General features: G+C 60.4%; 26 protein-coding genes and 1 pseudogene. 14 read left to right on the plus strand and 13 right to left on the minus strand.

Going from position 1 to position 26,857, the window contains the following annotated elements; translation table 11 throughout:
• Nucleotides 1-121: 121 nt before the first annotated feature.
• The 3 genes and pseudogenes from AC6CIA_RS09000 to AC6CIA_RS09010 form a co-directional block, all read left to right on the plus strand.
• A pseudogene (locus AC6CIA_RS09000) lies at nt 122-898 on the plus strand (MCP four helix bundle domain-containing protein); the annotation flags it as partial.
• A gap of 78 nt (nt 899-976) precedes the next feature.
• A complete protein-coding gene (locus AC6CIA_RS09005) occupies nt 977-1,756 on the plus strand; it encodes a methyl-accepting chemotaxis protein (RefSeq protein WP_498311780.1) in 780 nt (259 codons plus the stop codon).
• Nucleotides 1,757-1,970: 214 nt separating this feature from the next.
• The gene (locus AC6CIA_RS09010) at nt 1,971-3,098 is read left to right on the plus strand and encodes a sensor histidine kinase (RefSeq protein WP_498311582.1); all 1,128 of its coding nucleotides are present in this window, start codon (nt 1,971-1,973) and stop codon (nt 3,096-3,098) included.
• Between the two features lie 44 nt (nt 3,099-3,142).
• Here the strand turns inward: AC6CIA_RS09010 and AC6CIA_RS09015 are convergent, their stop codons facing one another.
• Nucleotides 3,143-4,081 (minus strand): DnaJ C-terminal domain-containing protein, encoded by a 939-nt coding sequence (locus AC6CIA_RS09015; protein WP_498311583.1) that lies wholly within the window; start codon nt 4,079-4,081, stop codon nt 3,143-3,145.
• A 276-nt stretch (nt 4,082-4,357) separates the two neighbouring features.
• Between AC6CIA_RS09015 and AC6CIA_RS09020 the strand changes: the two genes are divergently transcribed.
• Nucleotides 4,358-5,626, plus strand: a complete 1,269-nt coding sequence (locus AC6CIA_RS09020) for an Hsp70 family protein (RefSeq protein ID WP_498311584.1) — start codon at nt 4,358-4,360, stop codon at nt 5,624-5,626.
• Between the two features lie 221 nt (nt 5,627-5,847).
• On the opposite strand, the gene AC6CIA_RS09025 is transcribed toward AC6CIA_RS09020, so the two are convergent.
• Nucleotides 5,848-6,861, minus strand: a complete 1,014-nt coding sequence (locus AC6CIA_RS09025) for an AI-2E family transporter (RefSeq protein WP_339531794.1) — start codon at nt 6,859-6,861, stop codon at nt 5,848-5,850.
• A gap of 179 nt (nt 6,862-7,040) precedes the next feature.
• Nucleotides 7,041-7,340 (minus strand): PsiF family protein, encoded by a 300-nt coding sequence (locus AC6CIA_RS09030; RefSeq protein WP_498311585.1) that lies wholly within the window; start codon nt 7,338-7,340, stop codon nt 7,041-7,043.
• A 289-nt stretch (nt 7,341-7,629) separates the two neighbouring features.
• Here AC6CIA_RS09030 and AC6CIA_RS09035 point away from each other — a divergent pair, with 289 nt between their 5' ends.
• Nucleotides 7,630-8,517 (plus strand): DMT family transporter, encoded by an 888-nt coding sequence (locus AC6CIA_RS09035; RefSeq protein WP_498311586.1) that lies wholly within the window; start codon nt 7,630-7,632, stop codon nt 8,515-8,517.
• Between the two features lie 18 nt (nt 8,518-8,535).
• On the opposite strand, the gene AC6CIA_RS09040 is transcribed toward AC6CIA_RS09035, so the two are convergent.
• Nucleotides 8,536-9,426 (minus strand): esterase/lipase family protein, encoded by an 891-nt coding sequence (locus AC6CIA_RS09040; RefSeq protein WP_498311587.1) that lies wholly within the window; start codon nt 9,424-9,426, stop codon nt 8,536-8,538.
• Between the two features lie 98 nt (nt 9,427-9,524).
• Nucleotides 9,525-10,166 (minus strand): FMN-dependent NADH-azoreductase, encoded by a 642-nt coding sequence (locus tag AC6CIA_RS09045; protein ID WP_498311588.1) that lies wholly within the window; start codon nt 10,164-10,166, stop codon nt 9,525-9,527.
• A gap of 137 nt (nt 10,167-10,303) precedes the next feature.
• Between AC6CIA_RS09045 and AC6CIA_RS09050 the strand changes: the two genes are divergently transcribed.
• Nucleotides 10,304-11,212: a LysR substrate-binding domain-containing protein gene (locus tag AC6CIA_RS09050; protein WP_498311589.1), complete on the plus strand. Its 909-nt coding sequence runs from the start codon at nt 10,304-10,306 to the stop codon at nt 11,210-11,212.
• A gap of 88 nt (nt 11,213-11,300) precedes the next feature.
• Complete coding sequence (locus tag AC6CIA_RS09055; RefSeq protein WP_339531800.1) at nt 11,301-11,831, plus strand: ferritin-like domain-containing protein; 531 nt, start codon at nt 11,301-11,303, stop codon at nt 11,829-11,831.
• Between the two features lie 60 nt (nt 11,832-11,891).
• Here the strand turns inward: AC6CIA_RS09055 and AC6CIA_RS09060 are convergent, their stop codons facing one another.
• Nucleotides 11,892-13,961 (minus strand): AsmA family protein, encoded by a 2,070-nt coding sequence (locus tag AC6CIA_RS09060; protein ID WP_498311590.1) that lies wholly within the window; start codon nt 13,959-13,961, stop codon nt 11,892-11,894.
• Between the two features lie 368 nt (nt 13,962-14,329).
• On the opposite strand from AC6CIA_RS09060, the gene AC6CIA_RS09065 reads away from it, so the two are divergent.
• Both AC6CIA_RS09065 and AC6CIA_RS09070 read left to right on the plus strand, forming a co-directional pair.
• The gene (locus tag AC6CIA_RS09065) at nt 14,330-14,752 is read left to right on the plus strand and encodes a hypothetical protein (protein ID WP_498311591.1); all 423 of its coding nucleotides are present in this window, start codon (nt 14,330-14,332) and stop codon (nt 14,750-14,752) included.
• Nucleotides 14,753-14,903: 151 nt separating this feature from the next.
• Nucleotides 14,904-15,536 (plus strand): TetR family transcriptional regulator, encoded by a 633-nt coding sequence (locus tag AC6CIA_RS09070; protein WP_498311592.1) that lies wholly within the window; start codon nt 14,904-14,906, stop codon nt 15,534-15,536.
• A gap of 5 nt (nt 15,537-15,541) precedes the next feature.
• Here AC6CIA_RS09070 and AC6CIA_RS09075 read toward each other — a convergent pair whose 3' ends face one another.
• Nucleotides 15,542-16,060: a C40 family peptidase gene (locus tag AC6CIA_RS09075; RefSeq protein WP_498311593.1), complete on the minus strand. Its 519-nt coding sequence runs from the start codon at nt 16,058-16,060 to the stop codon at nt 15,542-15,544.
• A gap of 338 nt (nt 16,061-16,398) precedes the next feature.
• On the opposite strand from AC6CIA_RS09075, the gene ureE reads away from it, so the two are divergent.
• The 5 genes from ureE to AC6CIA_RS09100 all read left to right on the plus strand — a co-directional run bounded on the left by ureE (nt 16,399) and on the right by AC6CIA_RS09100 (nt 20,040).
• Complete coding sequence (ureE, locus tag AC6CIA_RS09080; protein WP_498311594.1) at nt 16,399-16,899, plus strand: urease accessory protein UreE; 501 nt, start codon at nt 16,399-16,401, stop codon at nt 16,897-16,899.
• Nucleotides 16,896-17,570, plus strand: coding sequence for an urease accessory protein UreF (locus AC6CIA_RS09085; RefSeq protein ID WP_498311595.1), 675 nt, complete (start codon nt 16,896-16,898; stop codon nt 17,568-17,570). Before ureE ends, AC6CIA_RS09085 begins: the two co-directional genes overlap by 4 nt.
• Before the next feature lie 9 nt (nt 17,571-17,579).
• The gene (gene ureG, locus AC6CIA_RS09090) at nt 17,580-18,194 is read left to right on the plus strand and encodes an urease accessory protein UreG (protein WP_498311596.1); all 615 of its coding nucleotides are present in this window, start codon (nt 17,580-17,582) and stop codon (nt 18,192-18,194) included.
• A gap of 22 nt (nt 18,195-18,216) precedes the next feature.
• The gene (locus tag AC6CIA_RS09095; RefSeq protein ID WP_498311597.1) at nt 18,217-18,789 is read left to right on the plus strand and encodes a HupE/UreJ family protein; all 573 of its coding nucleotides are present in this window, start codon (nt 18,217-18,219) and stop codon (nt 18,787-18,789) included.
• Nucleotides 18,790-18,918: 129 nt separating this feature from the next.
• Nucleotides 18,919-20,040 carry an AGE family epimerase/isomerase gene (locus AC6CIA_RS09100; protein WP_498311598.1) on the plus strand — a complete coding sequence of 374 codons (1,122 nt, stop codon included), beginning with the start codon at nt 18,919-18,921 and terminating at the stop codon, nt 20,038-20,040.
• A gap of 120 nt (nt 20,041-20,160) precedes the next feature.
• Here AC6CIA_RS09100 and AC6CIA_RS09105 read toward each other — a convergent pair whose 3' ends face one another.
• The 6 genes from AC6CIA_RS09105 to AC6CIA_RS09130 form a co-directional block, all read right to left on the minus strand.
• Nucleotides 20,161-21,066: a cation diffusion facilitator family transporter gene (locus tag AC6CIA_RS09105; RefSeq protein WP_498311599.1), complete on the minus strand. Its 906-nt coding sequence runs from the start codon at nt 21,064-21,066 to the stop codon at nt 20,161-20,163.
• Nucleotides 21,067-21,305: 239 nt separating this feature from the next.
• Nucleotides 21,306-22,073 carry an SDR family oxidoreductase gene (locus AC6CIA_RS09110; protein ID WP_339531811.1) on the minus strand — a complete coding sequence of 256 codons (768 nt, stop codon included), beginning with the start codon at nt 22,071-22,073 and terminating at the stop codon, nt 21,306-21,308.
• Nucleotides 22,074-22,889: 816 nt separating this feature from the next.
• Nucleotides 22,890-23,606: an ABC transporter ATP-binding protein gene (locus AC6CIA_RS09115; RefSeq protein WP_498311600.1), complete on the minus strand. Its 717-nt coding sequence runs from the start codon at nt 23,604-23,606 to the stop codon at nt 22,890-22,892.
• Complete coding sequence (locus AC6CIA_RS09120; protein ID WP_339531813.1) at nt 23,603-24,478, minus strand: ABC transporter ATP-binding protein; 876 nt, start codon at nt 24,476-24,478, stop codon at nt 23,603-23,605. The genes AC6CIA_RS09115 and AC6CIA_RS09120 overlap by 4 nt, the downstream gene beginning before the upstream one ends.
• Complete coding sequence (gene livM / locus AC6CIA_RS09125; protein WP_498311601.1) at nt 24,471-25,769, minus strand: high-affinity branched-chain amino acid ABC transporter permease LivM; 1,299 nt, start codon at nt 25,767-25,769, stop codon at nt 24,471-24,473. The genes AC6CIA_RS09120 and livM overlap by 8 nt, the downstream gene beginning before the upstream one ends.
• A 2-nt stretch (nt 25,770-25,771) precedes the next feature.
• A complete protein-coding gene (locus tag AC6CIA_RS09130) occupies nt 25,772-26,686 on the minus strand; it encodes an ABC transporter permease subunit (RefSeq protein ID WP_339531815.1) in 915 nt (304 codons plus the stop codon).
• Nucleotides 26,687-26,857 lie beyond the last annotated feature (171 nt).

Consider the following 26,857-nt stretch of genomic DNA (forward strand, 5'->3'; position numbering starts at 1 on the left):
TGTTCTAGGCCAAAGCCCGGCAATAAAGCCGACCACTCCTTTGTATCAATTCGGCTAATGGTCTATAGCTCAAGACATGCCTGCCGATAGGTAAGTTAACCCCCATAGAAGGAGTGCCTCCATGTCGCGGTTCTTTGCCGATCTCGGCTTCCGCTGGAAAATCACCCTGCCAATAGCTTTCCTGGCACTGCTGTTGGTGCTGATGGGCTGGTCGGGCATGCGTGGCATTGACCAGGTGACTGAGTCCAGTACACAGCTGACCAAGCGATATTTGCCGGCCATCAGCCTGCTGCTCAACGCCGACCGCGATCTCTACCAGGCTTTTGTTGCCGAGCGCAGCCTGCTTGATGGTCACGCGGACGAGCATCTGACGGCGCTGAGCGCCAGTCATGAGGAGAATACCAAGCAGGCTTATGACCGCGTGCAAGAATATGCCGCCCTGCAGCCGGGGCCCGAGGCGCTGGCGCTGGTCAGTCAGTTCAATGACGCCTTTGCAAAGTGGAAGCAGGTTTCGCGGCGGGTCATGGAACTGTCGGTGGGTGACATGGAGGCGGCCAGCACCCTGAGTTTCGGTGACAGTGAGCGTCTGTTCGAGAGCATGCGCGATTCCATTGACAAGCTTGGCGAGCTGGAAGACCAGGCGTCGCATCGCGAGGGGGACGCGGCGATCGACAATGGCAGGGAAGTCGGGATGCATCAGGGCGCCATTCTGTTGATCGGGCTGCTTGGCTGTATTCTGGTGGTGGTTGCCCTGCCGCTGGTCGTGCTGCGTCCCATGCGTCGATTGCTCAGTCGCGTCGAGCAAATTGCCGAGGGCGATGGTGATTTGAAGATCCGTCTTGAGGTGCGTTCAGCTGACGAATTGGGCCAGCTTGGCAGCGCTTTCAACCGCTTCCTCGACAAACTGCAACCGCTGATTGCCGAGGTGGGCCGGGTGACTGGGGAGGTGGATGCGGCGGCACGCGCCATGGCCAGCATGGCGGCGACCAATGACCAGTTGATCAGCAGCGAACATGCGGCGCTGGATCAAGTCAGCACCGCGGCGACCCAAATGAGCGCCGCCGTGCATGAGGTGGCGCATAACGCGCTGAACGCCTCGGATGCCGCCCAACAAGCCACCAGCCAGTCCCGCGATGGCGCGGAGGTCGTCAACAGCACCATCGAATCAATCCGCCAACTGGCCCACGAGGTGGAAAGCGCCTCGGGGACCATCGAGGCATTGGCCCAGGAAACCTCTAGCATCGGCGCGGTACTGGAGGTAATTCGGGGCATTGCCGAGCAAACCAACCTGCTGGCGCTCAACGCTGCCATCGAGGCGGCGCGGGCGGGTGAGCAAGGCCGCGGTTTTGCCGTGGTGGCCGACGAAGTCAGGGCGCTGGCGGCACGCACCCAGGATTCGACCAAGGACATCCAGGTGCGCATCGAGCGCTTGCAGTCCGGTGTCGCCAAGGCCGTGCAAGCCATGCATGTCGGCAGCACCAAGGCCCGCGACAGCGTCGAGCGCGCCGCAAGCGTGGATCAGGTGCTCAGCGGCACCGGCGGTTCAATACAGCGGATCAACGACATGGCCGCACAGATCGCCAACGCCTGTGAAGAGCAGAGCAGCGTTACCGAGGAGATAGCCCGCAATATCTCCGACATCCGCGACCTGTCCAACGAGGCGGCCGAGAACTCGGCCCAGAGCATGCACGCCAGCCAGCAGCTTTCCAGCCTGTCGAAGAACCTGGCGGAACTGACCGGCCGCTTCCGCACCTGAGTCAGAGGCGCGCGTGCCCACCCCTGATGTCGGGCGGGCACGCGCGGTGCGCTCTCAGATCCAGCACGCATTGAGCGCCGTTCCCTCATGAAGCGCAAAACCACCTATTTCAACCGTTCATCGGCCTATTTTCGCCTCATCAGTGAAGGAACGTGCGCGTGACGCTAAGATGCGCCACAGCTCCTCACCGTCGCCCTGCAAGGTAGCCCCGGCCATGCGCCTATCCGACTTCATCACAGCCAATGCCGAACAGATCGTCGATGAGTGGGAGCGCTTTGCCGAGACGCTGACCCCGGCCGCCGACACCTTGAACCGCACGCAGTTGCGCGACCACGCGCATTCGATGCTGGTGGCCGCCGCGCGGGACATGAACACCCGCCAGAGCGCCAGCGAACAAGCGGCCAAGGCCAAGGGCGAAGGCCCCGAGAAAAACCCCAGCCTGGATAAGGCCGCCGCCAGCCATGGCGAGCTGCGCCACACGGTGGGTTTTGACCTGGTGCAAATGACCGCCGAGTTTCGCCACCTGCGGGCCTGTGTGATTCGTCTGTGGGCCAACAGCCTGGATTCACCGCAACTGACGTACTTCCAGGACATGATTCGCTTCAACGAAGCCATTGATGAAGCCTTGGCCGAGTCCACAGCAGCCTACGCCGAGCAGGTCAATCGCTCGCGGGACATATTCCTCGCCATTCTCGGTCACGATCTGCGCGCCCCGTTGCAGGCGGTGAACATGTCGACCGAGATGTTGCTGCGCAAGGCCCAACTGGATACCCAGGGCTTGAACCTGGTGGGCAATATCAAAAACGGTACGCGGCACATGGGCGCGATGGTCAGCGACCTGTTGGAATTCGTCCGCAGCCGACTGGGCAGCAGCCTGCCCATCGAACCGAAGCCCATGAACCTTGCCGACGCGGCGCAATCGGCCATCGATGAAGCCTGCGCGGGTCGTCCCGATTGCCATCCGACCTTGCACATCCACGGCGACATGTGGGGTCAATGGGACCGTGGACGTCTTGAGCAGCTACTGCAGAACTTGATTGGCAATGCGTTGCAGCACGGCCTCAACAGCAAAGCAGTGACCCTGACCCTCAACGGTACGCCTGACAGCGTGGTGCTGAGCATGCACAACTACGGCGCGCCGATTCCCCAAGCCGCACTGAACACCGTGTTCGACCCGCTGGTGCGCAGCAACAATGACGGACTGGGCAGCACCTCCACCAGCCTCGGCCTGGGGCTGTTTATCGTCAAGGAAGTGGTATTGGCCCATCGAGGCAGCATTGAGGTGACGTCCACCGAAGCGGACGGCACCACGTTTACCGTGGTGCTGCCTCGTACGTTCTAGTGCTGGCGGGCTTGCGCTAACCCTGGCTGTTCATTCGAGCAGCATCAGAAATTTTCGCGCGGATTGAAGTTGGCCTTCTTCGCCAATGCCTGCCACAGCGCGATGGTCTCGTCGTCCGCGTGTTTAGGCATCACCGCCTTGAGCTGCACAAACAGATAGCCACGCTGCCCGGCCTTGTTCATCAAACCGTGGCCCTTGGCGCGCATGCGCTGGCCGTTCTGGCTGCCGGCGGGCACCTTCAGGTTGATCTTGCCGGTCAGGGTCGGCACTGCCACTTCCGTGCCCAATGCCAGTTCCCACGGGGCCAGCGGCAAGGTGATCACCAGGTTTTCGCCTTCCACCTCGAACTTCGGATGCGGGGCAAAGCGGATGATCAGGTACAGGTCGCCATTGGCGCCACCGCCGATGCCGGGCGCGCCCTGCCCCTTCAGGCGGATGCGTTCGCCATCGGCCACACCGGCCGGAATCTTCACATTCAGGCTCTTGGTGGTGTTGCTGACGTGTTGCCCCGCCGCGTTGTATTGCGGCACCTGGAAGTTGATCTGCTTGGACTCGTTCGACAGCGTCTCTTCCAGAAACACCGACAGCTGCATCTCCACGTCCTGGCCCTTGCGCCCGGCGCTACGGCGTTGGCCGCCGCTGAAGGCGTCGCCACGGTTACCGAAAATCGAACTGAAAAAGTCCGAAAAATCCTCGGTGCCCGGGTTACCGCCAAAACCGCCACGGCTCTGCCAACCTGGCGGCCCCTGGAACGGTTGGCCGTGCTGGCCGTACTTGCGCAGCTCATCGTATTCGGCGCGTTTGTCGGCACTTTTCAACGCTTCATAAGCTTCGGACGCATCCTTGAACTTGGCTTCGGCGTCTTTTTCCTTGCTGACATCCGGGTGATATTTACGCGCGAGCTTGCGGTAGGCGGCCTTGATTTCCTTATCGTCCGCCGTCGGCTCGACCCCCAGAATCTTGTAGTAGTCTTTGAAATCCATCGGAGTATCACCATCCGTTATCGAGATCGCATCCGTCTTCGGCCCAGCGTGCTTGCGCATGCGGGGCCTGGTCGAGGGAGCGTCAGAAAATTATCGGTGGCTTGTAGGACAAACGCGGTCCTTTCGACAGCCACCAATCGTATGCACAAGATTTGGGGGCAGATGGCTGACCTTTCAAGGTAACAAGTACGCTGTATTTAACAGATGGTTGACCTACGCATCTGCTCGCGACTGACATACACTGCGCGGCCGTTTTTCAACCGGAACCCGATAGACATGAAAAACCCATCCCCAGCCCGTGCCTGCGGAATCGACTTCGGCACGTCCAACTCCACTGTCGGCTGGATCCGTCCCGGCATGGAAACGCTTATCGCGCTGGAGGACGACAAGATCACGCTGCCGTCGGTGGTGTTCTTCAACTTTGAAGAACGCCGCCCGGTCTACGGCCGCCTGGCGCTGCACGAGTACCTGGAAGGGTATGAAGGCCGCCTGATGCGCTCGCTCAAGAGTCTGCTGGGTTCCAAGCTGATCAAGCACGACACCAGCGTCCTGGGCACGGCCATGCCGTTCACCGATTTGCTGGCGCTGTTTATCGGTCAGCTCAAGAGCCGCGCCGAAGCCAATGCCGGTCGCGAGTTCGAGGAAGTGGTGCTGGGTCGCCCAGTGTTTTTCGTCGACGACGACCCGATGGCCGACAAAGAGGCCGAAGATACGCTGGTGGACGTGGCCCGCAAGATCGGCTTCAAGGAAGTCTCCTTCCAGTACGAACCGATTGCCGCAGCCTTCGACTACGAATCCACGATTGAAAAAGAAGAGCTGGTACTGATCGTCGACATCGGTGGGGGTACCTCCGATTTCTCGTTGGTGCGCCTGTCGCCTGAGCGTCGCACCCATGCCAACCGCCATGCCGACATCCTCGCCACCGGCGGTGTGCATATCGGCGGCACCGACTTCGACAAGCAGCTCAGCCTGCAAGGCATGATGCCGTTGTTCGGCTACGGCAGCCGCATGAAAAGCGGTGCCTACATGCCCACCAGCCACCACATGAACCTGGCCACCTGGCACACCATCAACTCGGTCTACTCGCAAAAATCCCAACTGGCCCTGGGCAGCATGCGCTATGACATCGAGGACACCGGCGGTATCGACCGTCTGTTCAAACTGATCGAGCAACGCGCCGGGCACTGGCTGGCGATGGAGGTCGAGGAGACCAAGATCCAGCTGACCCACGACGACAGCCGCCATGTGCCGCTGGATCGGGTTGAACCGGGCTTGAGTGTGGAGTTGAGCCGGGCGCTGTTCGAGTCCGCCATCGACAACCTGCTGGAGCGGGTGCGCAACAGCGTGACGCAACTGCTCAACGATGCCTCGGTGGACGTGGCCCAGGTGGACACGGTGTTTTTTACCGGTGGTTCCAGCGGTATTCCAGCGCTGCGCCACAGCGTTTCGGCGATGTTGCCGAATGCGCGGCATGTCGAGGGGAACATCTTCGGCAGCATCGGCAGCGGCCTGGCAATCGAAGCCAGCAAACGCTACGGCTACTGAAACCACACTCTGTAGGAGCGGGCTTGCCACAATCCCATTCAGTCAAGAACCTGAAGCGAATTGATCCGCTTTTGTGGCGAGGGGGCTTGTCCCCCGTTGGGCTGCGCAGCAGCCCTAAAACCAGGCGCCGCGAACAGCCTGATGTACCGCGTCTCCCCTGACTGGGGCTGCTGCGCAGCCCAACGGGGGACAAGCCCCCTCGCCACAGGGCAAGCCCGCTCCTACACCATCCCCGCCAGCTTCAACTCACTCTTCAAGTACGCATAATAAATCGGCCCGGCCACCACGCCCGGCAGACCGAATGCGGCTTCAAACACCAGCATCGCCAACAACAGCTCCCACGACTTGGCGCTGATCTGCCCACCGACGATGCGCGCGTTGAGGAAGTACTCGACCTTGTGGATCACGATCAGATAACCCAACGCCGCCACCGCGACCCAGATCGACAGCGACAGGGCGACGATGGTGATCAGGGTATTGGAGATCAGGTTGCCGATCACCGGCAGCAGGCCCAGCAGGAAGGTCAGGACGATCAACGTCTTGGTCAGCGGTAAATGAATCCCGCACAGCGGCAGCACCACCGCGAGAAAGACGGCGGTGAACACGGTATTGAGGGCAGCGATTTTGATCTGTGCGAAGACGATGTTGCGAAAGGCCTGAACCAACAGGTGCAGGCGATCGAACAACACGGCGGCCAGGGGCTTGCGCTGGGTGAGATCAGGCACACGTTGCAGCGCCATGATGGCGCCCAGCACCATGCCGATCAGCAAGGTCACGAACATGTGTGCCGCGTCCTTGCCCACCAGTTGCAATTCGCTCAGGTGCTTGCCCAGCCATTGGCCGATGGCCACGCGGAACTCGGCGGCGCTGGCCGGCAGGTAAGCATCGAGAAACGGCGGCAACTGGCCGCGAGCGCGGTCGACCACGCCCATGAATTTATCCAGGGAAGCGCCGGGGTTTTCCGCCTCGTGCAGCAGGAAGCTGATAGCGCCGGCGAAAAGCAACGCCAACACGCTGACGATCAAGGTCCCCAGCAAGGCTACGGCCAGCCAGCGCGCGCGCCGACCTTCGATCAGCCGCTGCAATTGCGGGGTAAGCATGTTGACCAGCTCAAAGACCAACAGGCCGGCCAACAGGCTGGGCAGCAGTTTTAACGGCAAAACCAGCAGCAACCCGCCGAAAATGATGATGTAACTGGCCAGCAGCAACACATGACGCTGAGAAAACGTTGGCATACAGCCTCTAAACGAACGGCGTTAAAGGACGCTGTAGGAGCAAGCTTGCTCGCGAAGAACGTAAACGATAACGCATGCATCCTGACTGAGACGCGGCGCCCTTGCGTTTTTCGCGAGCAAGCTCGCTCCTACAAGAGGAGCGGTGCGCGAGTGTCGCAGCCTTCTGTAGTCCGGGGCTATTATTTCTTCAGGCATGTGCTCATGAAGGTCTTGCGTGCATCGCCGGTCAGCGCCTGGGTCTTCGCCGACGCATTGCAGTCCTTCATTTTCTGCTGCTGTGGGCTCAGGGCCTTGGCATCGTTGGCCGCAGGGGCCGATAGGCAAGTCTTCATGAACGCTTTGCGCTCATCACCTTTCAAGCTCTTGGTGGAGGCTTCGGCGTTGCAGGTGGTCATTTTGTTTTGCTGGGCCGTGGCCGCAAATCCTTGGGAGCAGAGCAACAAGCCAACCATCAACAACGGAATACGCAGCATCTTCATGGAGTTTTCTCCCTGTTACCGCGCCGACGGGCACGGCCTCACGCGCAGTGTAGACAAAGCCTGTTACGCCTTCACCTACTACGTTTATTCGCCCCTCGATACTGCCGCCTGACGCGGGAATAGCGCGATAAACGCCGAGCAGCGCACAGACACCGAGGCCGGCAGCCTGGGAAAATCCGCAGGTTGACGGGTTTCTTGTGCATTTTTCCTGGATACCACCGGATCGAAGTATGAGCTTCGCTCCAGACAAAGGATAATCAACGCTCATTCACGCTTCTGGTTCTTTTCGATGCAATACGCTTATCCGCTGCTGGCGATTTTTATCTGGGCGGGCAATACCGTGATCAACAAACTGGCGGTGGGCGCGATCTTTCCCGCCGAAATCGGCTTTTACCGCTGGTTGCTGGCGGCCGTCTTCTTTACCCCGTTCATGTTCAAGCCGGTCATTGCCAATTGGCCGCTGATTCGCCCGAACCTGGGCAAGATATTCATCCTCGGCGTACTGGGCATGGCGGTTTACCAGAGCCTGGCGTATTACGCCGCGACCCTGACCACCGCCACCAACATGGGCATTATCTTGTCGCTGATGCCATTGATGGTCCTGGCCGCCGCCATCATCAGCCTCGGTCAGCGCCTGACCGCCGGCGCGCTGGCCGGCGCGGTGCTGTCGTTCGTCGGCGTGCTGGTGGTGGTGTCCTCCGGCAGTCTTGGCGCCCTGCTGCAACATGGGCTGAATCTGGGTGACGGCATGATGCTGGTCGCCACATTGGCCTACGCGATCTACAGCACCCTGCTGAAAAAGTGGCAACTGCGCGTGCCACCGCTGGTGCTTCTGTATTTGCAGGTATTGGTCGCGGTGGTGGTGCTGTTCCCGCTGTTTTTGAGCTCGGAGAAGGTCGGCCTCGGCAGTTCGAATATTGCCCTGGTGCTGTATGCCTGCCTGCTGGCCTCGATGCTCGCGCCTTTGGCCTGGATGCATTCGGTCAAGCACCTGGGACCGAGCCGGACGACCTTGTTTTTCAACCTGCTGCCATTGATCACCGCGTTGATTGCGGCGGTGGTGCTCAAGGAGCAGTTGGCCTGGTATCACTTGATCGGCGGCTTACTGACATTGGGTGGAGTCATTTTATCGGAACGCTGGACGACGCCGATTGGCACAAAAAGCAGCCCCACCTGAGGCCCTCGACAACGGCGACTAGAGGCCAGCGGCCTTGAGTCTTTGCGCGTGTTCGACGAACAGGCGCACAGGTTCGGCGCCCTTGCCCACCAGCCCGAGTGACTGGTTGACGATATCGAAATGGTCCAGCGCATAGTCGTCGCGGATCACCATGCCCAGGTGCGAACTGTAGCGCCCGACCATGCCGTCGCATTGACCCTTTTCCCGCACAAACGTCCGGGCAAACAGCCGACAACTGCGGTGGCTGCCATCCAGCAGGTTGCGGCCGCGATCCGTCTTGCCCGGCTGCAAGGTACCGGACCAGGAGTAATAACGTACGCCGTCAACCTCTTCGGCGCCCTGCCCGCCCCACGTGGCGGGCAACCCTTGCGGGTATTGGCGATTGAACAGCGCCACGCCTTCGCTGGTCAGCGAGTGATGGGAGGCATGGATATCGACCGCAAAACGTGGCCCGCGATACCCCGTTTCCAGCACGCCCATGACGATCCCGATCAACCGCAGCAACGCACTCATGATCCGCCCCTTGGCGCTGTCAGCCGGGTAATGGGTGTGGATATGGTCCGCCAGCTCCGAACCGTGATTGGGCCCGGCCACCGAGGTCACGGACGCGACCCAGTCCGGGCGCTTGGCCGCCGCATAACGTGCGCTCAGCGAACCCTGGCTATGCCCGATCAGGTTGACCTTCTCGGCACCGCTCTCGCGACGAATCCGTTCGATCTGCGCCAACAATTGCTCGCCGCGCACCTCACTGGCGTTGAGCGGCGCCACCTGCACCGCAAACACCTGCGCCCCACCCGCGCGCAACGCCGGGACGATGCCATACCAGTACGGGTAGAGCAGCAGCCGCACAAACCCAAGCATCCCCGGCACCAGCACCAGAGGGTAACGTGTAGCCAACGACTGCGGCATGGGGCGAACGTCCTTGAAAGTGAATCGACAGCTGCATCCTAGACCAGCCACCCACAAACCGACATGACACCCCGATGACTAACTGATGACGCGCGCCCTCAGAACATGCGCGCCAGATCGCGCAACTGGCGCTCGGCCTCATCGCTGGAACGACGAAACGCTTCGGGGACGGATTCTTCGCCCTCGGCGGCAATCACCGTGATGTCGTCAATCCCGATAAACTCCAACGCCGTACGCAGATGCGGGTCCGCGTGGTTCATCGCCGCGTACTCGCCGCCCGGGCCAAAACCGCTGCCGCCACGGCTGGTGACGATCAGCGCTTTCTTGCCTTGCAGCAAGCGCTGGTATTGGGCAATGCCCTGACTGTCCTGAGTGACGTCGAAGGTCAGCCCCATGCGTACGATATGGTCAATCCAGGCCTTCAGGCCGCTGGGCAACCCGAAGTTGTACATCGGCGTGGAAAACACCAGCAGATCGTGCTCGATCAGCTCACCGACCAACTCATCGCTCAATTGCAAATCCGCCTGCATGGCCAAGGGACGCGCCTGGGGTTCGGGGTAAAAATTCGCCGCGACAAAGGCTTCGCTGACATGCGGAATGAACGCACGTCCGACTTCCCGGCGGGTCAGCTGCGCATCAGGATTGGCGGTTTGCCAAACCTCGAGAAAGGCTTCTGCCAAACGCCGCGAATGCGAGCGTTCGCCACGCGGGCTGCCATGGATAGCAAGCATTTTATTCATCTGTAGCACCTTCAACGGCTAGACTAAGACGACCTGGCTGGTCGGCTTTCCTTGGCAAGAAACTAGAGCCCTGGAGGCCGTCCGACAAATGAGCAAAAGTTACTTTGGATGATATCAATTCATCCATGGAGCCCTGAATGTTTGCCTCGCTGCCCCTCACCGCCCTGCGTGCCTTTGAATCGGCGTCGCGCCTGCTCAGCTTCAAGGCGGCCGCCAGAGAGTTGTCGGTCACGCCGACCGCGGTCTCCCATCAGATTCGTTCGCTGGAAACCTGGCTGGGAGTGCCCTTGTTCGAGCGACTGCCGCGTCAGGTCCGCCTCACCGCTTGCGGTGAACGCTTGTTCCACAGCCTGCATGGCGCGCTGCTCGACGTTGCCCACAGCGTCGACAGCCTGCGCCCGCAGCGCAGCGCCGGCCATCTCACGGTCTCCACCACGCCAGCCTTCGCCGCGCTGTGGCTGGTGCCCCGGCTCGGACGTTTCTATGCCGCCCATCCGGACATCAATGTGCGCCTTGACACCCAATGCGAGGTGGTGGACCTGCAGCAGGACGCCAGCATTGACCTGGTGATTCGCTACAGCCTCGAGGACTACCTGAACCTGCACAACCTGTGCTTGTTCGACGAGTGTTTCGCGGTCTACGGTTCCCCCGAGCAAGTGGCCCTGGCCAGCACCCAGGCGCCGACCCTGATCAGCGTGCGCTGGCATAACTCCAAGCTCTACGCCCTCGGCTGGCAAGCCTGGTGCGAACGCGCTGGCGAGCAGTGGTTATTGCCATCCCGGCCCATGCGCGAATACGACGAGGAGCACTACGCGCTGCAAGCGGCGATTGCCGGCCAAGGCCTGGTGCTGGCCAGCAATATCCTGGTCTCGGAAAGCGTGGCCAGCGGGTTGCTGGTGCCGTACAAGCCCCAGGTCAGTGTCGACGGCGCCGGCTACAGCGCGCTGTGTGTGCCGGGCCGCGAGCGTCATCCGCCGGTCAGGGCATTTTTCCAATGGCTGCGGGAAGAGGCGCGACTGTCCGGCCACAGCAGCAAAATCCGATAAAACTTTTTGCCTCGCGCAGCACTCACAACCTGGAGCGACCGCGCCGTTAGAGCGTGGAGCAAAACCGGATTAGCACCAGGAGATTGAGATGACTGAAGCAAATTTGACCGACGTTGCGACCTTGCGCACACGCGCCCGCCAGAACGTCGAAAACGGTGCCGTGACCGAAGGCTACGAGGCTGACCGCGAAGAAATCATCCGCTTGCTCAACGCATCGCTGGCCACCGAGCTGGTCTGCGTCCTGCGCTACAAGCGTCACTATTTCATGGCCAGCGGGATAAAAGCCGCCGTTGCCGCCCAGGAGTTCCTCGAGCACGCCACCCAGGAAGCCGAACACGCAGACAAACTGGCCGAACGTATCGTGCAGTTGGGCGGCGAGCCGGAGTTCAACCCGGATCTGCTGTCGAGAAACTCCCACGCCCAATACGTGGCGGGCAACAGCCTGAAGGAAATGGTCTACGAAGACCTGGTAGCCGAGCGGATCGCAGTCGACAGCTACCGTGAGATCATTCAGTACATCGGCGACAAAGACCCCACCACACGCCGGATCTTTGAAGACATTCTCGCCCAGGAAGAAGAACACGCCGACGACATGGCCGACATCCTCGAAAGCCTGTAATCAGCCGTTCAAAAAGGCGGAGCGGGTTTACCGGCTCCGCCTTTTTTACGTTTGCCAACGTCAGCCTTTCACCGTTTTCGGCGCCTTGCCTTCCTTCATCTGCTGCAACAGCGGTACGCACTGGTTCGGTACATCGCCACTCGGCGCCACCAGCGCCAACAACCCCGCCGCCGGCCCGACGATCACGCCCAACGCGACCATCCCCGCCCCCCGCAACATCAATGGCACCGCCTTGACCCCCGCGTTCGGCTTGATAAACGGCCCGTTCACGTACAACGGTGAACGCAGGGAAAACAGACGGAAGCCTTTGGACTCAGGGGTAATCGTCAGGTCCAGTTGCTCACTGGCCATGTTGGCCGTGCCGTCGACATAGATGATTGCGTTCTCGGTATCGAAGACAAACAGGCGGGTGGTGGCCAGGCCGCGCTTGATGCCGAAGTCCGCCGCGGCGCAGTTGATCTTCACTTCCTCGTCACCAAATATCTTGCCGACGACATAGTTACCCACGTTCAACCCGGCGATTTCCATCAGTCCACGGCTGATCGCGCCGTCGTTGACCAACATCTTCAGATCACCATTCGCGGTGCCCAGCAACGCCGCGACCGAATTGCCGCGGCCGGCGATATCGGCATCCCCGTTGAGTTCACCGAAGCTGGTTTTCATCGGTTCAAAGGTCGGGAACAGTTGCTTGAGCTTGAAATTGCGCGCCGTCAGTTTCGCCCGGCCCTCCAGCGGGGTGATGCGCCCGTCGAGGCGAATCTGCGCATCGAGCTTGCCACCGGCCACGCCGAAGCGCAGGGGTTCGAGGCTCAACTGGCCGTCGTTGAGCACCAGGTGCGTGTAGAGGTCAGTGAACGGCAGTTCGGCGCTGTGGACGATCCGCTTGCCCGTGAACTCGACATCCGCGTCCATGTCGCGCCAGCGCTCGGTGCGGAACTCCTCCACCGGCAGCACCTTGGTCGCCGGCTGCTTGCTCATGCCGCCACGTGCTTTTTGCTTGGCGTTGGAGTCCGCGCCGATCAGCGGCGCCAGGTCGGCCATCAACAATTGGTTGGAGACCAGCGCACCGCTGAGTTTGGGCCGTGGCTGACTGGCGACATAGGCCAGGTCGCCATGAATGTCGCTGTTGCCAATCTTGCCGTTGAAGTTCTCATAGCGGAACGACGCGCCGCCGGGCTCGTGGAGCTTGGCGGTCAGGTGACCGTTGGTGGAATAGGCCGGCGAGTCCGGCAGGGTCACGCCGGTCAATGGGTACAGGTTGCCCAGGCTATTGCCGGATAGCTTGAGGCGCACATCCAGGGCCCCGAGGTTCAAGGGGTCGGTCAGAGTGCCCGCTACCGCGATGCGGGTATCGGCAATCTTGACCTGGGCTTGCACCGGAAAGGGTTTGGCGGCGTCCTGCAGCGCCAGCAGCCCACCGATCTTGCCGCTGCCGGCGAGTTTCTGGCCGTGGTATTGGCCGCTGACGTTAAGATCGAACGCGTAATCCTGAGGTACCGAGCCCTTCTCCAGCGCCTTCTTGGCATCACTTTCGCCAACGATTTCATTAAAGGGAATCGGCTTGCCCAACGGGTCGATCACGACGTCGAGACGAGTTTTGAGGGTTTGGTCGTCAAGGGTGACGTGGCCCTTGTCAAAGCCGATGGCGCCGATGTCCACCGCCCAATTGGACGGTTCGGCGTTCGGATCCTTCGGATCGAACTGGAAGGTCCAGTTGGCGCGGCCGTCGGCCAGGCGCTGCAGTTCGGCACGTGGTTCGGTGAGGTCGATACGCGGGATCACCACACGCTGGGCCAGTAATGCCAAGGGGGAAATCCGCAATTCGACGCGCTTGAGCGTGACCATCTGCGGCTTTTTCGACCACTCGGGGTTGCCCAGGGTCAGGTCTTCGGCCACCACATGGGGCCAGGGAATCCAGGCTCGCCACCCGCCCTCCTCAGGCTCGCGCTGCCAAGCCACCGACAAATCGCCATTGATGGCAAACGGGCGATGCAGCTCTTCGGAGACTTTGGCATTGAGCGGCGGCTTGATCCGATTCCAATCGAAAAACACCAGAACCAGCACCACCACAGCAATGAGCAGAGCGAAGCTGGCGCAGCTCCAGGCGAGAATTTTGCGGGTGCGCGTCATTGCACGAGGCTCCTGATTACGACGATGCGCGCCCATGGCGACACATCTGAGAACTAAAGCTTATAGGGCTACGACTGGCAAACGCACCGGGGGTTTAACCGCGATACCGAATTAGCCGCGAAAATCCGATTTTCCTGACCAGACAGACAATTTACCTGCGGTGTGACGCACCGATGTTACCCACAACTGTGGCGAAAATACCCACCACGGTGCAAAAGCGCGTGCTTGAGAGCCTCGCGCTAGAGCCTTCGCGGCAAACAATCAATTCTGTTGATTATTACCATTGTGTTTATGAACTTTTATATCGAGATATCGAGAGTAGCATTAGCTTCGTACCCACTTTATCGCCCTCCCAAGGAGCAACTATCATGAAACGCCAATTACTTCTCAGTGTTGCACTTTCGGTCCTGACCACCAGCGCTTTTGCCGTGCCAGCGTCCGAACAGGCCATTCCCCAAGTCAAGTTTGACGCTGCGCACACCAGCCAGACGGTTGCCGAAGGTGGCCGTGATCGCCTGGAACAGAAAGGCCTGGTTGAAGGCGGTGCTGATCGTCTGCTGGAACGCAATGCCGTCGCCGAAGGCGGTCGCGATCGCCTGGAACAGAAAGGTCTGGTTGAAGGCGGTGCCGACCGTTTGTTGGAACGTAATGCCGTAGCCGAAGGCGGTGCTGACCGCTTGCTGGAACGCAATGCCGTAGCCGAAGGTGGTGCTGACCGTCTGCTGGAACGCAATGCTGTAGCCGAAGGGGGTTCCGACCGCCTGAATGAAATGCATCAAGCAGCGAGCTGAGCCTGTGCTGGCCCAAAAAAAGCCCGATCCCCAGAGATCGGGCTTTGACTTTGGGTAATCCGTAATACTCCTGCCTGCGTCTCAGGTTCGACGCCGACAAAGCTGATTTGCTAGAGTGCATCGCTGTCCTTGTCCACAAAGCCCGCCGCCCATGCTGCCCCGCGCTGAACAGAAGCAACAGACCCGCCTCGCCTTGATGGATGCAGCCCGCCATCTGATGGAGTGTGGCCGAGGGTTTGGCAGCCTGAGCCTGCGCGAAGTGGCCAAGACCGCCGGCATTGTACCCACCGGGTTCTACCGGCACTTCGCCGATATGGATCAACTGGGCCTGGCACTGGTCAGTGAAGTCGGTCAGACCTTCCGGGCCACGATCCGTCTGGTACGCCACAATGAGTTCGTCATGGGCGGCATCATCGACGCCTCGGTACGCATCTTTCTGGATGTAGTGGCCGCCAACCGTTCGCAATTCCTGTTCCTGGCCCGCGAGCAATACGGCGGCTGCCTGGCCGTACGCCAAGCCATCGCCACCTTGCGCGAGAACATCACCTCGGACCTCGCCGCCGACCTGACCTTGATGCCCAAGCTCCAGCATCTGGATGCCAAAGGCTTGCATGTGATGGCGGACCTGATCGTCAAGAGCGTGTTCGCCACCCTGCCCGACATCATCGACCCGCCCGCCGAAGCTTTGCCACCGCACCTCACGCCTCAGGCGAAGATCACCCAGCAACTGCGGTTCATCTTTATCGGCCTCAAACACTGGCAAGGCCTGGGCAGTACCGAGTAAGGCACTCAACGCACCGCGTGAAAACGCTTGGCGGTGGTGTAGTGTTTTTTCCAGTAGCTGTTGGCCAACGAATCGATGCGGATGTTCTTGCCGGTGCGCGGCGAATGAATGAACTTGCCTTCGCCGATATACAGGCCGACATGGTTGATCCGACCGCGCCCATTGCCCTTGAAAAACACTGCATCGCCGGGTTTCAGCGCGTCGCGCTTGATCGTCGCGGCGGTTGAGCGGTGCATCGCCGCCGTGGTGCGCGGTATCAGGATATTGGCTTCGGTCTTGAACAGGTACACCAGAAAGCCGCTGCAATCGAAACCCTGCTCCACCGAGGTTCCGCCCCAGCGGTACGGCGTGCCGAGCAAGGCGTGAGCGCGGTCGATGACGTTATCGATGGACGGCTGGGGAACCGCCTGCAACGACGCATTGAAGGGCGTCAGTGACGAGTGACGCTGGATGACGTTGGCCCAACTCGAAGGGGTGATCAACGACAGGCTGACAATGAGTAAAGATAAAAATGACTTGAGCATGATGGATATCGCAACGGGTTAAACACGGAGCGAAATCCTAGAGAAACGGCATGTAACGAGATGAACGCCAAATCTTTAATACATGTAGGGAAAATCTTTAAACCAGCGCCCAGCAAAAACCCGACAGACGCCTCACGCAAACCGTTGGCCGCACTGGGCAAAATCGCCCAATTAAGGTGCTTGTCGGCCGTCTTGCGCACCAATATGAATCATCGTCGAAGAGCAACGCGCCCCGTTTGATGGCGCAGCACGTTTGCCTACAGGTTTTTCCTACGCCACGCGTGATTGGCAAGCCCCTTGCTCTAGCTTGCCCATCGCTCATAGCTGGAAGCTTCCTGATGCTGGTGATCCACCGCCGAATCGCCCCTCAAACCCTCTGGGCTGCTGAACTGCTGCTGAATTTCGAAGCCCGCAGCAAAAGCCGTCTGCGCTGTTTCAGTGCTGAGGGTGAAGACGTTGGTCTGTTTCTGGAGCGCGGCCAGCCGCCGCTGCACGATGGTGAGTTCCTGCAGGCCGAAGACGGACGTGTGGTACGGGTCCGTGCGCGTCCTGAACACCTGCTGCACGTCACTTGCAGCAGCGCCTTTGAATTGACCCGCGCCGCCTATCACTTGGGTAACCGGCATGTCGCCCTGCAAGTGGGTGACGGCTGGCTGCGTCTGCTCGATGACTACGTGCTCAAGGCCATGCTCGAGCAGTTGGGCGCCCACACCGAAACCATCGAAGCCCCCTTCCAGCCGGAACACGGCGCCTACGGTGGTGGTCATCACCATTCGCGCCATGGCGACGAAGACTTCAACTATCCACCCAAACTGCACCAGTTCGGCGTGCGCCCGTGAACCCGGCCTGGGCGCTGTTGCGGCTGGCCAGTCCGCAATTGCCGATTGGCGGCTACAGCTATTCCCAAGGCTTGGAGATGGCCGTGGAACAGGCGCGTGTTTGTGACCCGGCCAGCGCCCGACGCTGGATCAGCGATCAATTGCTGCTCAATCTGGCGCGTTTCGAAGCGCCGCAGTTGCTCGCCCATTGCCAGGCCGCTGCCGATCAGGACTGGTCGCGCCTGCGCCTATTGTGTGAAGAACACCGCGCCAGCCGCGAGACCCGCGAGCTGTTTCAGGAAAGCCGGCAAATGGGCTATTCCCTGCAGCAACTGCTCAACGGCTTGCCGGAACTCGACGCGCCGGCCCGCGGATTTCTCGAACAGGTGAGCGAGCCGCATCTGGCCCTGGGCTGGGCGCTCGCCGCCCGCGCCTGGGCGATCACCCCAGGCGATGCGTTGGCCGCCTGGCTCTGGAGCTGGCTGGAAAACCAATTGGCCGTGCTGATGAAGACCCTGCCCCTTGGGCAACAAGCCGCCCAGCGCCTGACCAGCGAGTTGTTGCCGGTGCTCCAGCAAGCCCAGCGGCAAGCCGGCCAACACGCTCCCGACCATTACGGCAGTGCCGCGTTCGGCCTGTCCCTGGCATGCATGGCCCATGAGCGCCAGTACAGCCGCCTGTTTCGTTCCTAGGAGAAACCCATGAACACACAACCCTTGCGCGTCGGCATCGGCGGGCCGGTTGGCTCCGGCAAGACCGCCCTGACCCTGGCCCTGTGCCTGGCCCTGCGTGATCGCTACAACCTGGCGGTGGTCACCAACGACATTTATACCCGCGAAGATGCCGACTTCCTGGTACGCAACCAGGCCCTCGCGCCCGAACGCATCATCGGTGTCGAAACCGGAGGCTGCCCCCACACCGCGATTCGCGAGGACGCGTCCATCAACCTGGAGGCGGTGGATCAACTGAACCGACGCTTTCCCGGCCTGGACCTGATTCTGGTGGAGTCGGGGGGTGACAATCTTTCCGCCACGTTCAGCCCCGAGCTGTCTGACCTGACGATCTATGTGATCGATGTGTCGGCCGGCGACAAGCTGCCACGCAAGGGCGGGCCGGGGATCTGCAAATCCGATTTGCTGGTGATCAACAAGATCGACCTCGCGCCGCTGGTCGGCGCTTCGCTGGCCTTGATGAACAGCGACACTCAACGCATGCGCGGCGACAAGCCTTTTGTCTTCAGCAACCAGAAAACCGGGGTCGGTCTCGACGCTATCGTCGCCTTTATCGAACGCCAAGGCCTGCTGACCGCAGCCTGATCAACCCTCAAGGAGCCTGTTCATGAGCCTCAACAAACTGCTTGCCGCCCTCGCCCTGCTACTCGCCCCGGCCCTGGCCTTTGCCCATCCGGGCCACGGCGACAACGGCCTGCTGGCCGGCATCGGTCACCCGCTCGGCGGTCTCGATCACCTGCTGGCGATGCTTGCCGTCGGCTTGTGGGCCGCCCAGCAACAAGGCGCGGCACGCTGGGCCCTGCCCTGCACCTTTGTCGGCAGCATGTTGATCGGCGGCTTGCTGGGTTTTGAAGGCCTCGGATTGCCGGCCCTGGAAAGCGCGATTGCGGCGTCGGTACTCGCCCTGGGCCTGGCGGTAGCCTTGGCCATTCGTCCACCGGTCGCGCTGGCTGTGGCGGCAACCGCCGTGTTTGCACTGTGCCATGGCGTCGCGCATGGCCTGGAGCTCCCGGACATGTCCAGCCCCTGGACGTATGCCATCGGTTTTGTCGGCGCCACCGCAGCCTTGCACGCAACGGGTTATGCCGTGGTGCGATGCTTGCCGACGGCCGCGGCGCCGTTGGTGCGTATCGCCGGCGCCGCCTCGGCGGCGACCGGTGCGTGGTTGCTCGCCAGCTGAAAGCGGCAAGCTACAAGCCGCACGTTAAAGCCCAATCGCTCTTACTTGCCGCTTGTAGCTTGCAACTTGTGACGGCCCTTCATCTGCTACCATGCGCGGCAAACACTCCTGCCGTGACGACGCCAGCCGATGCCCATCGCTCCAAGTTCTGCCCTCAAGCCTCAATTGAATGCTGTGCTCACGCACTTCAACGACCTGGTCGTGCCGCTCTGGCAGGGCCCGGGGTGGAACGCCGAGTTGGCGCTGCCTTACGAGGCGCTGGACGCCAATCACCAGCCACTGGCGCCGCAACGCTACCGCGCCATGGCCTGCGCGCGGCAGTTGTACCTGTTTGCCAGCCTGATCGGCGAACCCGGCCAGGCCTTCGCCGACGCACGCGCGGCCGCGCTGTTTCGCTCGTTGCAGCAGCATTTCCACGATGCCGAGTACGGAGGCTGGTTCTACAGCATCGACCCTCACGGCAAGCCGCTGGATAAACGCAAAGACCTCTACACCCACGCCTTCATCATCTTCGCCTGCGCCCATTACTGGGCCAAGGTCCGCGAGCCGCTGGTGGAATCCGTGTTGAATGCGGCCCTGGAGGTGGTCGCCAAGCGTTTTGCCACGGATGACGGTTTGTATGAAGCGGTGTTGGAGCGCGACTGGTCATCCCTCAAGTCAGGCCCGCTGCAAAACCCGTTGATGCACCTGGCCGAAGGCTTCCTCGCCACCCTCGCGGTGCGCGCAGACGCCGCCGTGCAACAGGCGTTGCTGGCGTTGGCGACGGTCATGCAGCAACGCTTCATCGACCGCCAGCATGGCGTGATGATGGAAAAACCCGTGGGCGCCGTGGATAACTGGTTCGAGCCAGGCCACCAATTCGAATGGTTCTTTTTGCTGGAGTCGTCGCCAGTGCTGCGCGGCACGCCGCTGCATGCCTCATTGAACCGGGCATTTGCCTACGCCGAACAAACGGGTGTGGATAACACCAGTGGCGCGGTCAGCGGCATGTTGGCGCTGAACGGTGTCGTGCGTGACGGCACCCAGCGAATCTGGGCCCAGGCCGAATACCTGCGGGCGTTGACTTTGCGACCTGGCAGTGAAGCGCTGCTGCAACGCCAATTGCTGGCGTTGCAGCAGCGCTTCCTGCATGCCAAGGGCTGGAATGAGTGCCTGGATGCCAGCGGCCAGGTCAGTCGGTGGGACATGCCCTCGACCACGCCGTATCACCTGGCGACGTGCTATCGGGGTTTGCTGGATTATTTCGGCTGATCTCAAGGGCCCTATCGCGAGCAAGCCCGCTCCCACATTCGACCGAGTTCCAACGTTGCAATGCGCTCAAGTGGGGGAGCGGGCTTGCTCGCGATAGCCTCACCTCGATCTAACTGCCCTTCAGGCAATCCACTTCCTGTCACCGGTAAAGCTGATCGTCAGCCAGCGCGCCGCATCGGCTTTACCCAGGCCTGTGGATATCTCTTCCCGCAGTCCGTCGAGACGCGCGACGTTATCCACCGGGTAATCCGCCGGCAATACCACATGAATCTCGATAAACCGCGCCCGTCCGTGTTTTTGCACGTAGGACATATAATCCTCGAAGCCATGTTTGGCCTGGGCCGCATCCATCACTTCACGCACCTTGTCAGCCAACTGATCCGGGGCAATCCCCAACACATCACGCAGCGCCGGACGCAGAATCTTGAAGGCCGGCGCCAGCATGCTCAGGGCCAGCAGAATCAGGATCAGCGGGTCGACATACACCGCCCACTCGCCATAGCCCTGGGACTTGAGCAACAGCGCGGCGAGAAAGCTGATCAGCAAGCCGACCGAGAGCATCGCGTCCACCAGCCAACTGATGTTGTCGAACTGAATCAGCGATGACTTCAGCGTACGATTGCGGTAGCGCACATAGAAGAAGTAGGCAAATTCAACCACGGTAAATACCGCCGCATAGATAATCACCAGGCCCAATTCGATTTCGCGACCACCATTGATAATGCCGAACACACCGTTGAGAAACGCGTAGATGGCAATCAACAGCAGGAAACTGCCCTCGATCAACAGCACCATGGGCTCCAGGTGCCAGTAGCCGAACTGGAAACGCTCGTTGCTTTGCTTGGCAATCAGCTTGGCCGTGATCAGCATCAGCACCTTGATGGCGGTTGCGATCAACGAGAAAAAGCCATCGAATAAAATGGATTGGGCGCCAGACACCACACCCGTGACAATCCCGGCGATCGCGACCGCGAACATCAGGATGGTCGATTGTTTGAGCAGCGACTGCTCACCTCGGTTACTCACAAATCCTCCTGTCAAAACCTTGAAACCGCAGAGTGCGGCGGGTTTTCAGGAGCGCAGTGTACCTTATGTCGTGTTTTGGCCGATTTGCCGCCTATGACCTTGGTCACTTATTACTGTTTACGGTAGGAGCAAGCTTGCTCGCGAAAAACATCAACGATAACGCGGACATCCTGGATGAACGCGGCGTCCTTGCGTTTTTCGCGAGCGAGCTCGCCCCTACAGGGTAAAGGAGGCTGACGCTAGGCTTTCGCGCCGCGCTCAATCGCAAAACCGGCCCAGGTCTGGCTCACCGGCATCAGTTCCAAGCGGTTGATGTTCACATGCGCCGGGGTGTTCAGCACCCAGAAGATGGTGTCGGCGATGTCCTGTGGCTGGATCGGCTCGGCGCCGGCATAAGTGGCGTCGTAACGCGCCTGATCACCGCCGAAGCGCACCAGCGAGAACTCGCTTTCACACAGGCCCGGCTCGATGTTGGTCACCCGCACGCCGGTGCCTTGCAGATCACAGCGCAGGTTCAGCGAGAACTGTTTGACGAAGGCCTTGGAGCCGCCATACACGTGGCTGCCCGGATACGGATAGTTGCCGGCGATCGAGCCCAGGTTGATGATCCCGGCGCCACGGCCATGCGCGATCAAGCGCGGCAGCAGCAGGTGGGTGGTGGTAAGCAAGCCTTTGATATTGGTATCGACCATGGTTTCCCAATCATCGAGGTTGCACTTGGGCGCGGGATCGGTGCCCACCGCCAGGCCCGCGTTGTTGATCAGCCCGCGCAACGTGCTGAAGGACGCTGGCAAGCTGGCAATGGCGTCTTCCATGCCTTTGCGATCACGCACATCCACCACCAGCCCATGCACCTCGGTCTGTTTCGAAAGCTCGGCGCACAAGGCGTTCAAACGTTCTTCGCGACGGCCGGTGAGCACCAGTTTCCAGCCGGCCTCGGCAAAACGCCGGGCACAGGCTTCGCCAAAACCGGAGGTCGCGCCGGTGATAAACAACGTATTGGACATGGTGTTCTCCTTGCGGGGGCTTCAAACAGCCGATGAGATAAAAACAGCCAGCAGCATGCCCCGCCGCCGGGCCGGCGGCAACTGATACGCACACCCCTTGAAGCTGATCCAGACGCGTACTGTGCATTTTTTAACCAAACGTGCCTACCCCATACAAACCGGGCCTTGCAGCGTTGTGCGCGCACGTTATCCACAGCCCCGTCCACAGTCTTTGGGGGCAAGTACAAAACCCTCAAGGCCGCTGTGTACAAGGCTTTCAGCGCGATTCAAAAAGTTTTTTGCTTGACCTTGGCCTGGCCGTATGTAGCCCCACGGCGCATCGAGGCACCAGGAACCTCTCGCCAAGCCACTAATTCCGGCCTCTGTGGAAGTCTTTCCAGAGTTTAGTCACAGACTTATCCACAGGCCTTGCAGACATGTTTCGGTCATATACCTGTGTCTATGAACAGGTTGACAAAACCTTGCGGCGGTCACCAAAAAAGCCCTGATCAAAAAACACCCATCAAACTGCAGGCCGCGATTTCATTGGGCTGCAGCCAGATACTCCCACGTTACCCACAGCCGGTTCCACAGCCGATGGGGACAAGTCATTTGTGTGACAAAACAGGGATTTGCGGCGGCTATATGTCGCGCTTTGGCAGGTGCGCGGATTTGTTTTCCACAATTTGCCGACGTACTTGTGGAGACCCCAAATAATGTGGGAGCGGGCTTGCTCGCGATAGCGCCGGATCAGTCAATCAAGAGGTCGACTGACACAGCGCTATCGCGAGCAAGCCCGCTCCCACATGGATCCAGCGTGCCGCTTGGAATTATGATTCAGTGCCCGCCGAGATAGGCGTTACGCACCTCTTCATTCACCAGCAGTTCCTTGCCGGTGCCCGTCAGGCGAATATCGCCGTTGACCATCACATACGCCCGGTCGGACAGGCGTAACGCATGGTTGGCGTTCTGTTCCACCAGGAAGATGGTCATCCCGGTGGCGGCCAGCTCGCGCAAGGTGGCGAAAATCTGCTTCACCACAATCGGGGCCAGGCCCAGGCTGGGCTCGTCCAGCAGCAACAGCTTGGGCCGACTCATCAACGCACGGGCGATGGCAAGCATTTGCTGCTCGCCGCCGGACATGGTCATGGCCCGCTGGTTACGCCGCTCCTTGAGCCGCGGGAACAGCTCGAACATGCGCTGCATATCCTCGCTGGCGTGCTGGTCACCAATGGGGATGGTGCCCATCAGCAGGTTTTCCTCGACGGTCATGTCGGGGAATACCCGGCGCCCCTCCGGGGATTGGGCGATGCCGTGGGAGGCGATGTAATGCGATGACTTGTGGGTAATGTCGACGCCGTTGTAAATGATCTGCCCGGACTCGGCCCGGGGCTGGCCGAAGATCGACATCAGCAAGGTGGATTTGCCCGCGCCGTTGGAGCCGATCAGGCTGACGGTTTCCCCTTCATTGATGTACAGCGAGACCTTTTTCAGGGCCTGGATCGGACCGTAGAACACGTCCAGATCCTTGATTTCGAGGATAGGTTTACTCATGCCAACTCCTCTTCATCAGCACCCAGGTATGCCGCGATCACTTTCGGATCGTTACGGATTGCCTCCGGGCCACCCTCGGCGATGACGTTGCCGTGGTCGAGCACCACGATGTGATCGGAAATACTCATCACCATTCCCATGTCGTGTTCGATCAGCACCACTGTCAGGTCGTGTTCGTCGCGCAGCAGGCGAATCATCGCGCTGAGGGCTTCGGTTTCCTGGGGGTTGAGGCCGGCGGCCGGTTCGTCGAGGCAGATGATCTGCGGTCGCGTACACATGGCGCGGGCAATCTCCAGGCGCCGTTGCTGGCCGTAGGACAACTCACCGGCCAAGCGATTGGCACAGTCCACCAGGTCCACCACTTCCAGCCAGTAGAAGGCATGGTCCAGGGCATCGCTTTCGGCTTTCTGGTAGCCCTTGGTGTTGAGGATGCCCGCCAGCAGGCTGCGGTTGACCCACATATGCTGGGCCACCAGCAGGTTTTCCAGCACCGACATTTCCTTGAACAGGCGAATGTTCTGGAAGGTCCGCGCCAGCCCGGCACGGTTCACCAGATGGGTACCGCCGAACATCTTGTAGAACACCCGGCTGACAAAGCTTTTCGGCGAAACAAAGTCAGTGGCCTTGAACGGCTCGCCCAGCAACTGAATGACGTTGGTCTGCTTGCCCCGCACATTCAGTTCGATCTTGCCGCCAGTGGCTTTGTAGAAGCCGGTCAGGCAGTTGAACACGGTGGTCTTGCCTGCACCGTTGGGGCCGATCAGGGCAAAGATCGAGTTGCGTTCGACCTTGAGGCTCACGTCGCTCAGGGCCTTGATGCCACCGAAGTGCATCATCAGTTTCTCCACGCGCAGCACGACGTCCTTACTCATGGCGTGGCTCTCCTTTCACAAAGACACCCTTGCGTGGCGTCACCCCGGTACGGCTGACGCGGATCAGGCCGCGCGGTCGCCAGATCATCATCACCACCATCAACACCCCAAACAGCAACACCCGGTACTCAGAGAAACTGCGCAGCAGCTCCGGGGCCACGGTCAGCACGAAAGCGGCAATCACCACGCCGACGGTCGAGCCCATGCCCCCTAACACGACAATGGCAAGGATCAGCGCCGACTCGAAGAAGGTGAACGAGGACGGATTGACGAAACCTTGGTAACTGGCAAAAAACACCCCAGCCAGACCGGCTGTCGAGGCGCCGATCGTGAATGCCGAGAGTTTCACCAGTACATGGTTAAGGCCCATGGAACGGCAGGCGATTTCATCCTCACGCAAGGCTTCCCAGGCGCGACCCACCGGCATTCGTGTCAGGCGATGCTTGATGTACAGCACCAGCAGCACGACGAGGAACAAGACGATGTAGATAAACAGGAACTTCACATTGGGGTTATAGGCAATCCCGAAAAACTCATGGAACGGCACCCCGCCATCCTTGGCCCTGCGCCCGAACTCCAGGCCGAGAAAGGTCGGCGCCGGCACCGGCATGCCATTCGGCCCCCCGGTAAACGACAACCAGTTATTGAGCACCAGGCGGATGATTTCACCAAAGCCCAGGGTCACGATCGCCAGGTAGTCGCCGTGCATTCGCAACACCGGAAACCCGAGTATGCATCCCGCCAGCGCCGCTGCGATGGCCGCCAATGGCAGCACTGTCCAGAAGCCCAGGCCCAGGTATTCATAACCCAGCGCCAGGCCATAAGCGCCGATGGCATAGAACGCCACGTAACCCAGATCGAGCAACCCGGCCAGCCCCACCACGATGTTCAGGCCCAGGCCAAGCAATACGTAGATCAGGCCGAGAATCACCACGGTCAGCAGGTACTTGTTGGCGAAGAACGGAAACACGATGGCGATCACGATCAATGCCGGGATGATCCAGCGCAACCGTGATTTGTAGTCCGGTGCCTGCACATGTACGCCGGAGCTTGAGCTTTCGAAGCCCTGGAGCACGCGTATGCCCTTGGGGGTTTGCAGGAACAGGCTCATGGCCAGCCGCCCCGCCATGACAATGGCCACCAGCAAGGCCACGCGGGACGGCTCCAGGTTGAAGCTGTAGCCGTCGAGCACCACGCCGACGATGGGACCGAACACGATCAGTGAAATCAGCCCGGCCAGGACCGCATCAACCACACTTTTCTTGATATCGATAGATTTGGCAGCAGACATGTTTACACCTTCGCCACGAGCGGGCGACCAAGCAGGCCCTGGGGACGGAAAATCAGAATCACCACCAGCAGGGAGAAACTGAACACGTCTTTGTAGTCAGAGTTGATCAACCCTGCGAACAGCGACTCAGAGATTCCGAGGATGATCCCGCCCAGCATCGCCCCAGGCAGGGAACCGATGCCGCCGAGTACCGCTGCGGTAAACGCCTTGATGCCGATGATGAAGCCGGCGTAGAAATCGAACGTGCCGTAGTTCAGGGTGATCAACACACCAGCCAGGGCCGCCATGGCCGCACCGATGACAAACACATAGGAAATCACCCGGTCGGTATTGATCCCGAGGATCGAAGCCATCTTGCGATCTTGCTGGGTCGCACGGCACATGCGGCCGAGCTTGGTGTACTTGATGATGTAGGTCAGCAGCGCCATGCCGGCAAATGCCGCGATCAGGATAAATACCTTGGTGTAGGTCAACTGCACGAAGCCGGTACCAATATCCACGCGCCAGCCCCCCGCCAACAAGGTCGGGATGCCTTGCTGCTTGGCGCCCTGGGCGATCTGTGCGTAGTTCTGCAGGATCAGCGAGATGCCGATGGCGCTGATCAACGGCGCCAGCCGCGTGGAGTTACGCAGCGGTTTATAGGCGACACGTTCAATGACCCACCCGTAAACGCCCGTGACGACAACGGTGAATATCAAGGTGCCGAGAATGAGCAGCGGGAAGGATTCGAGGCCGAAGTAAGCCAGCAATGCCAGACTGATCGCCGCGAGGTAGGCGGAAATCATATAAACCTCGCCGTGGGCGAAGTTGATCATGCCAATGATGCCATAGACCATTGTGTAGCCGATGGCGATCAGGCCATAGACCGACCCGAGGGTCAGCCCGTTGACCAGTTGCTGCAGGAAAATACCATCCATAACGCAATCTCACGCGGTGAGAGCCTGCACGCCTGACGGCGCGCGACTCTTCTGGGAGGAAAAAACAGATATTCATCACAACACCATCCCCCGGTGGGTGCGGGCTTGCTCGCGATGGCAGCGTGTCAGCCAATACATGTGTTGACTGATGTACCGCCATCGCGAGCAAGC

Source organism: Pseudomonas sp. GQ91 (genome assembly GCF_059758795.1).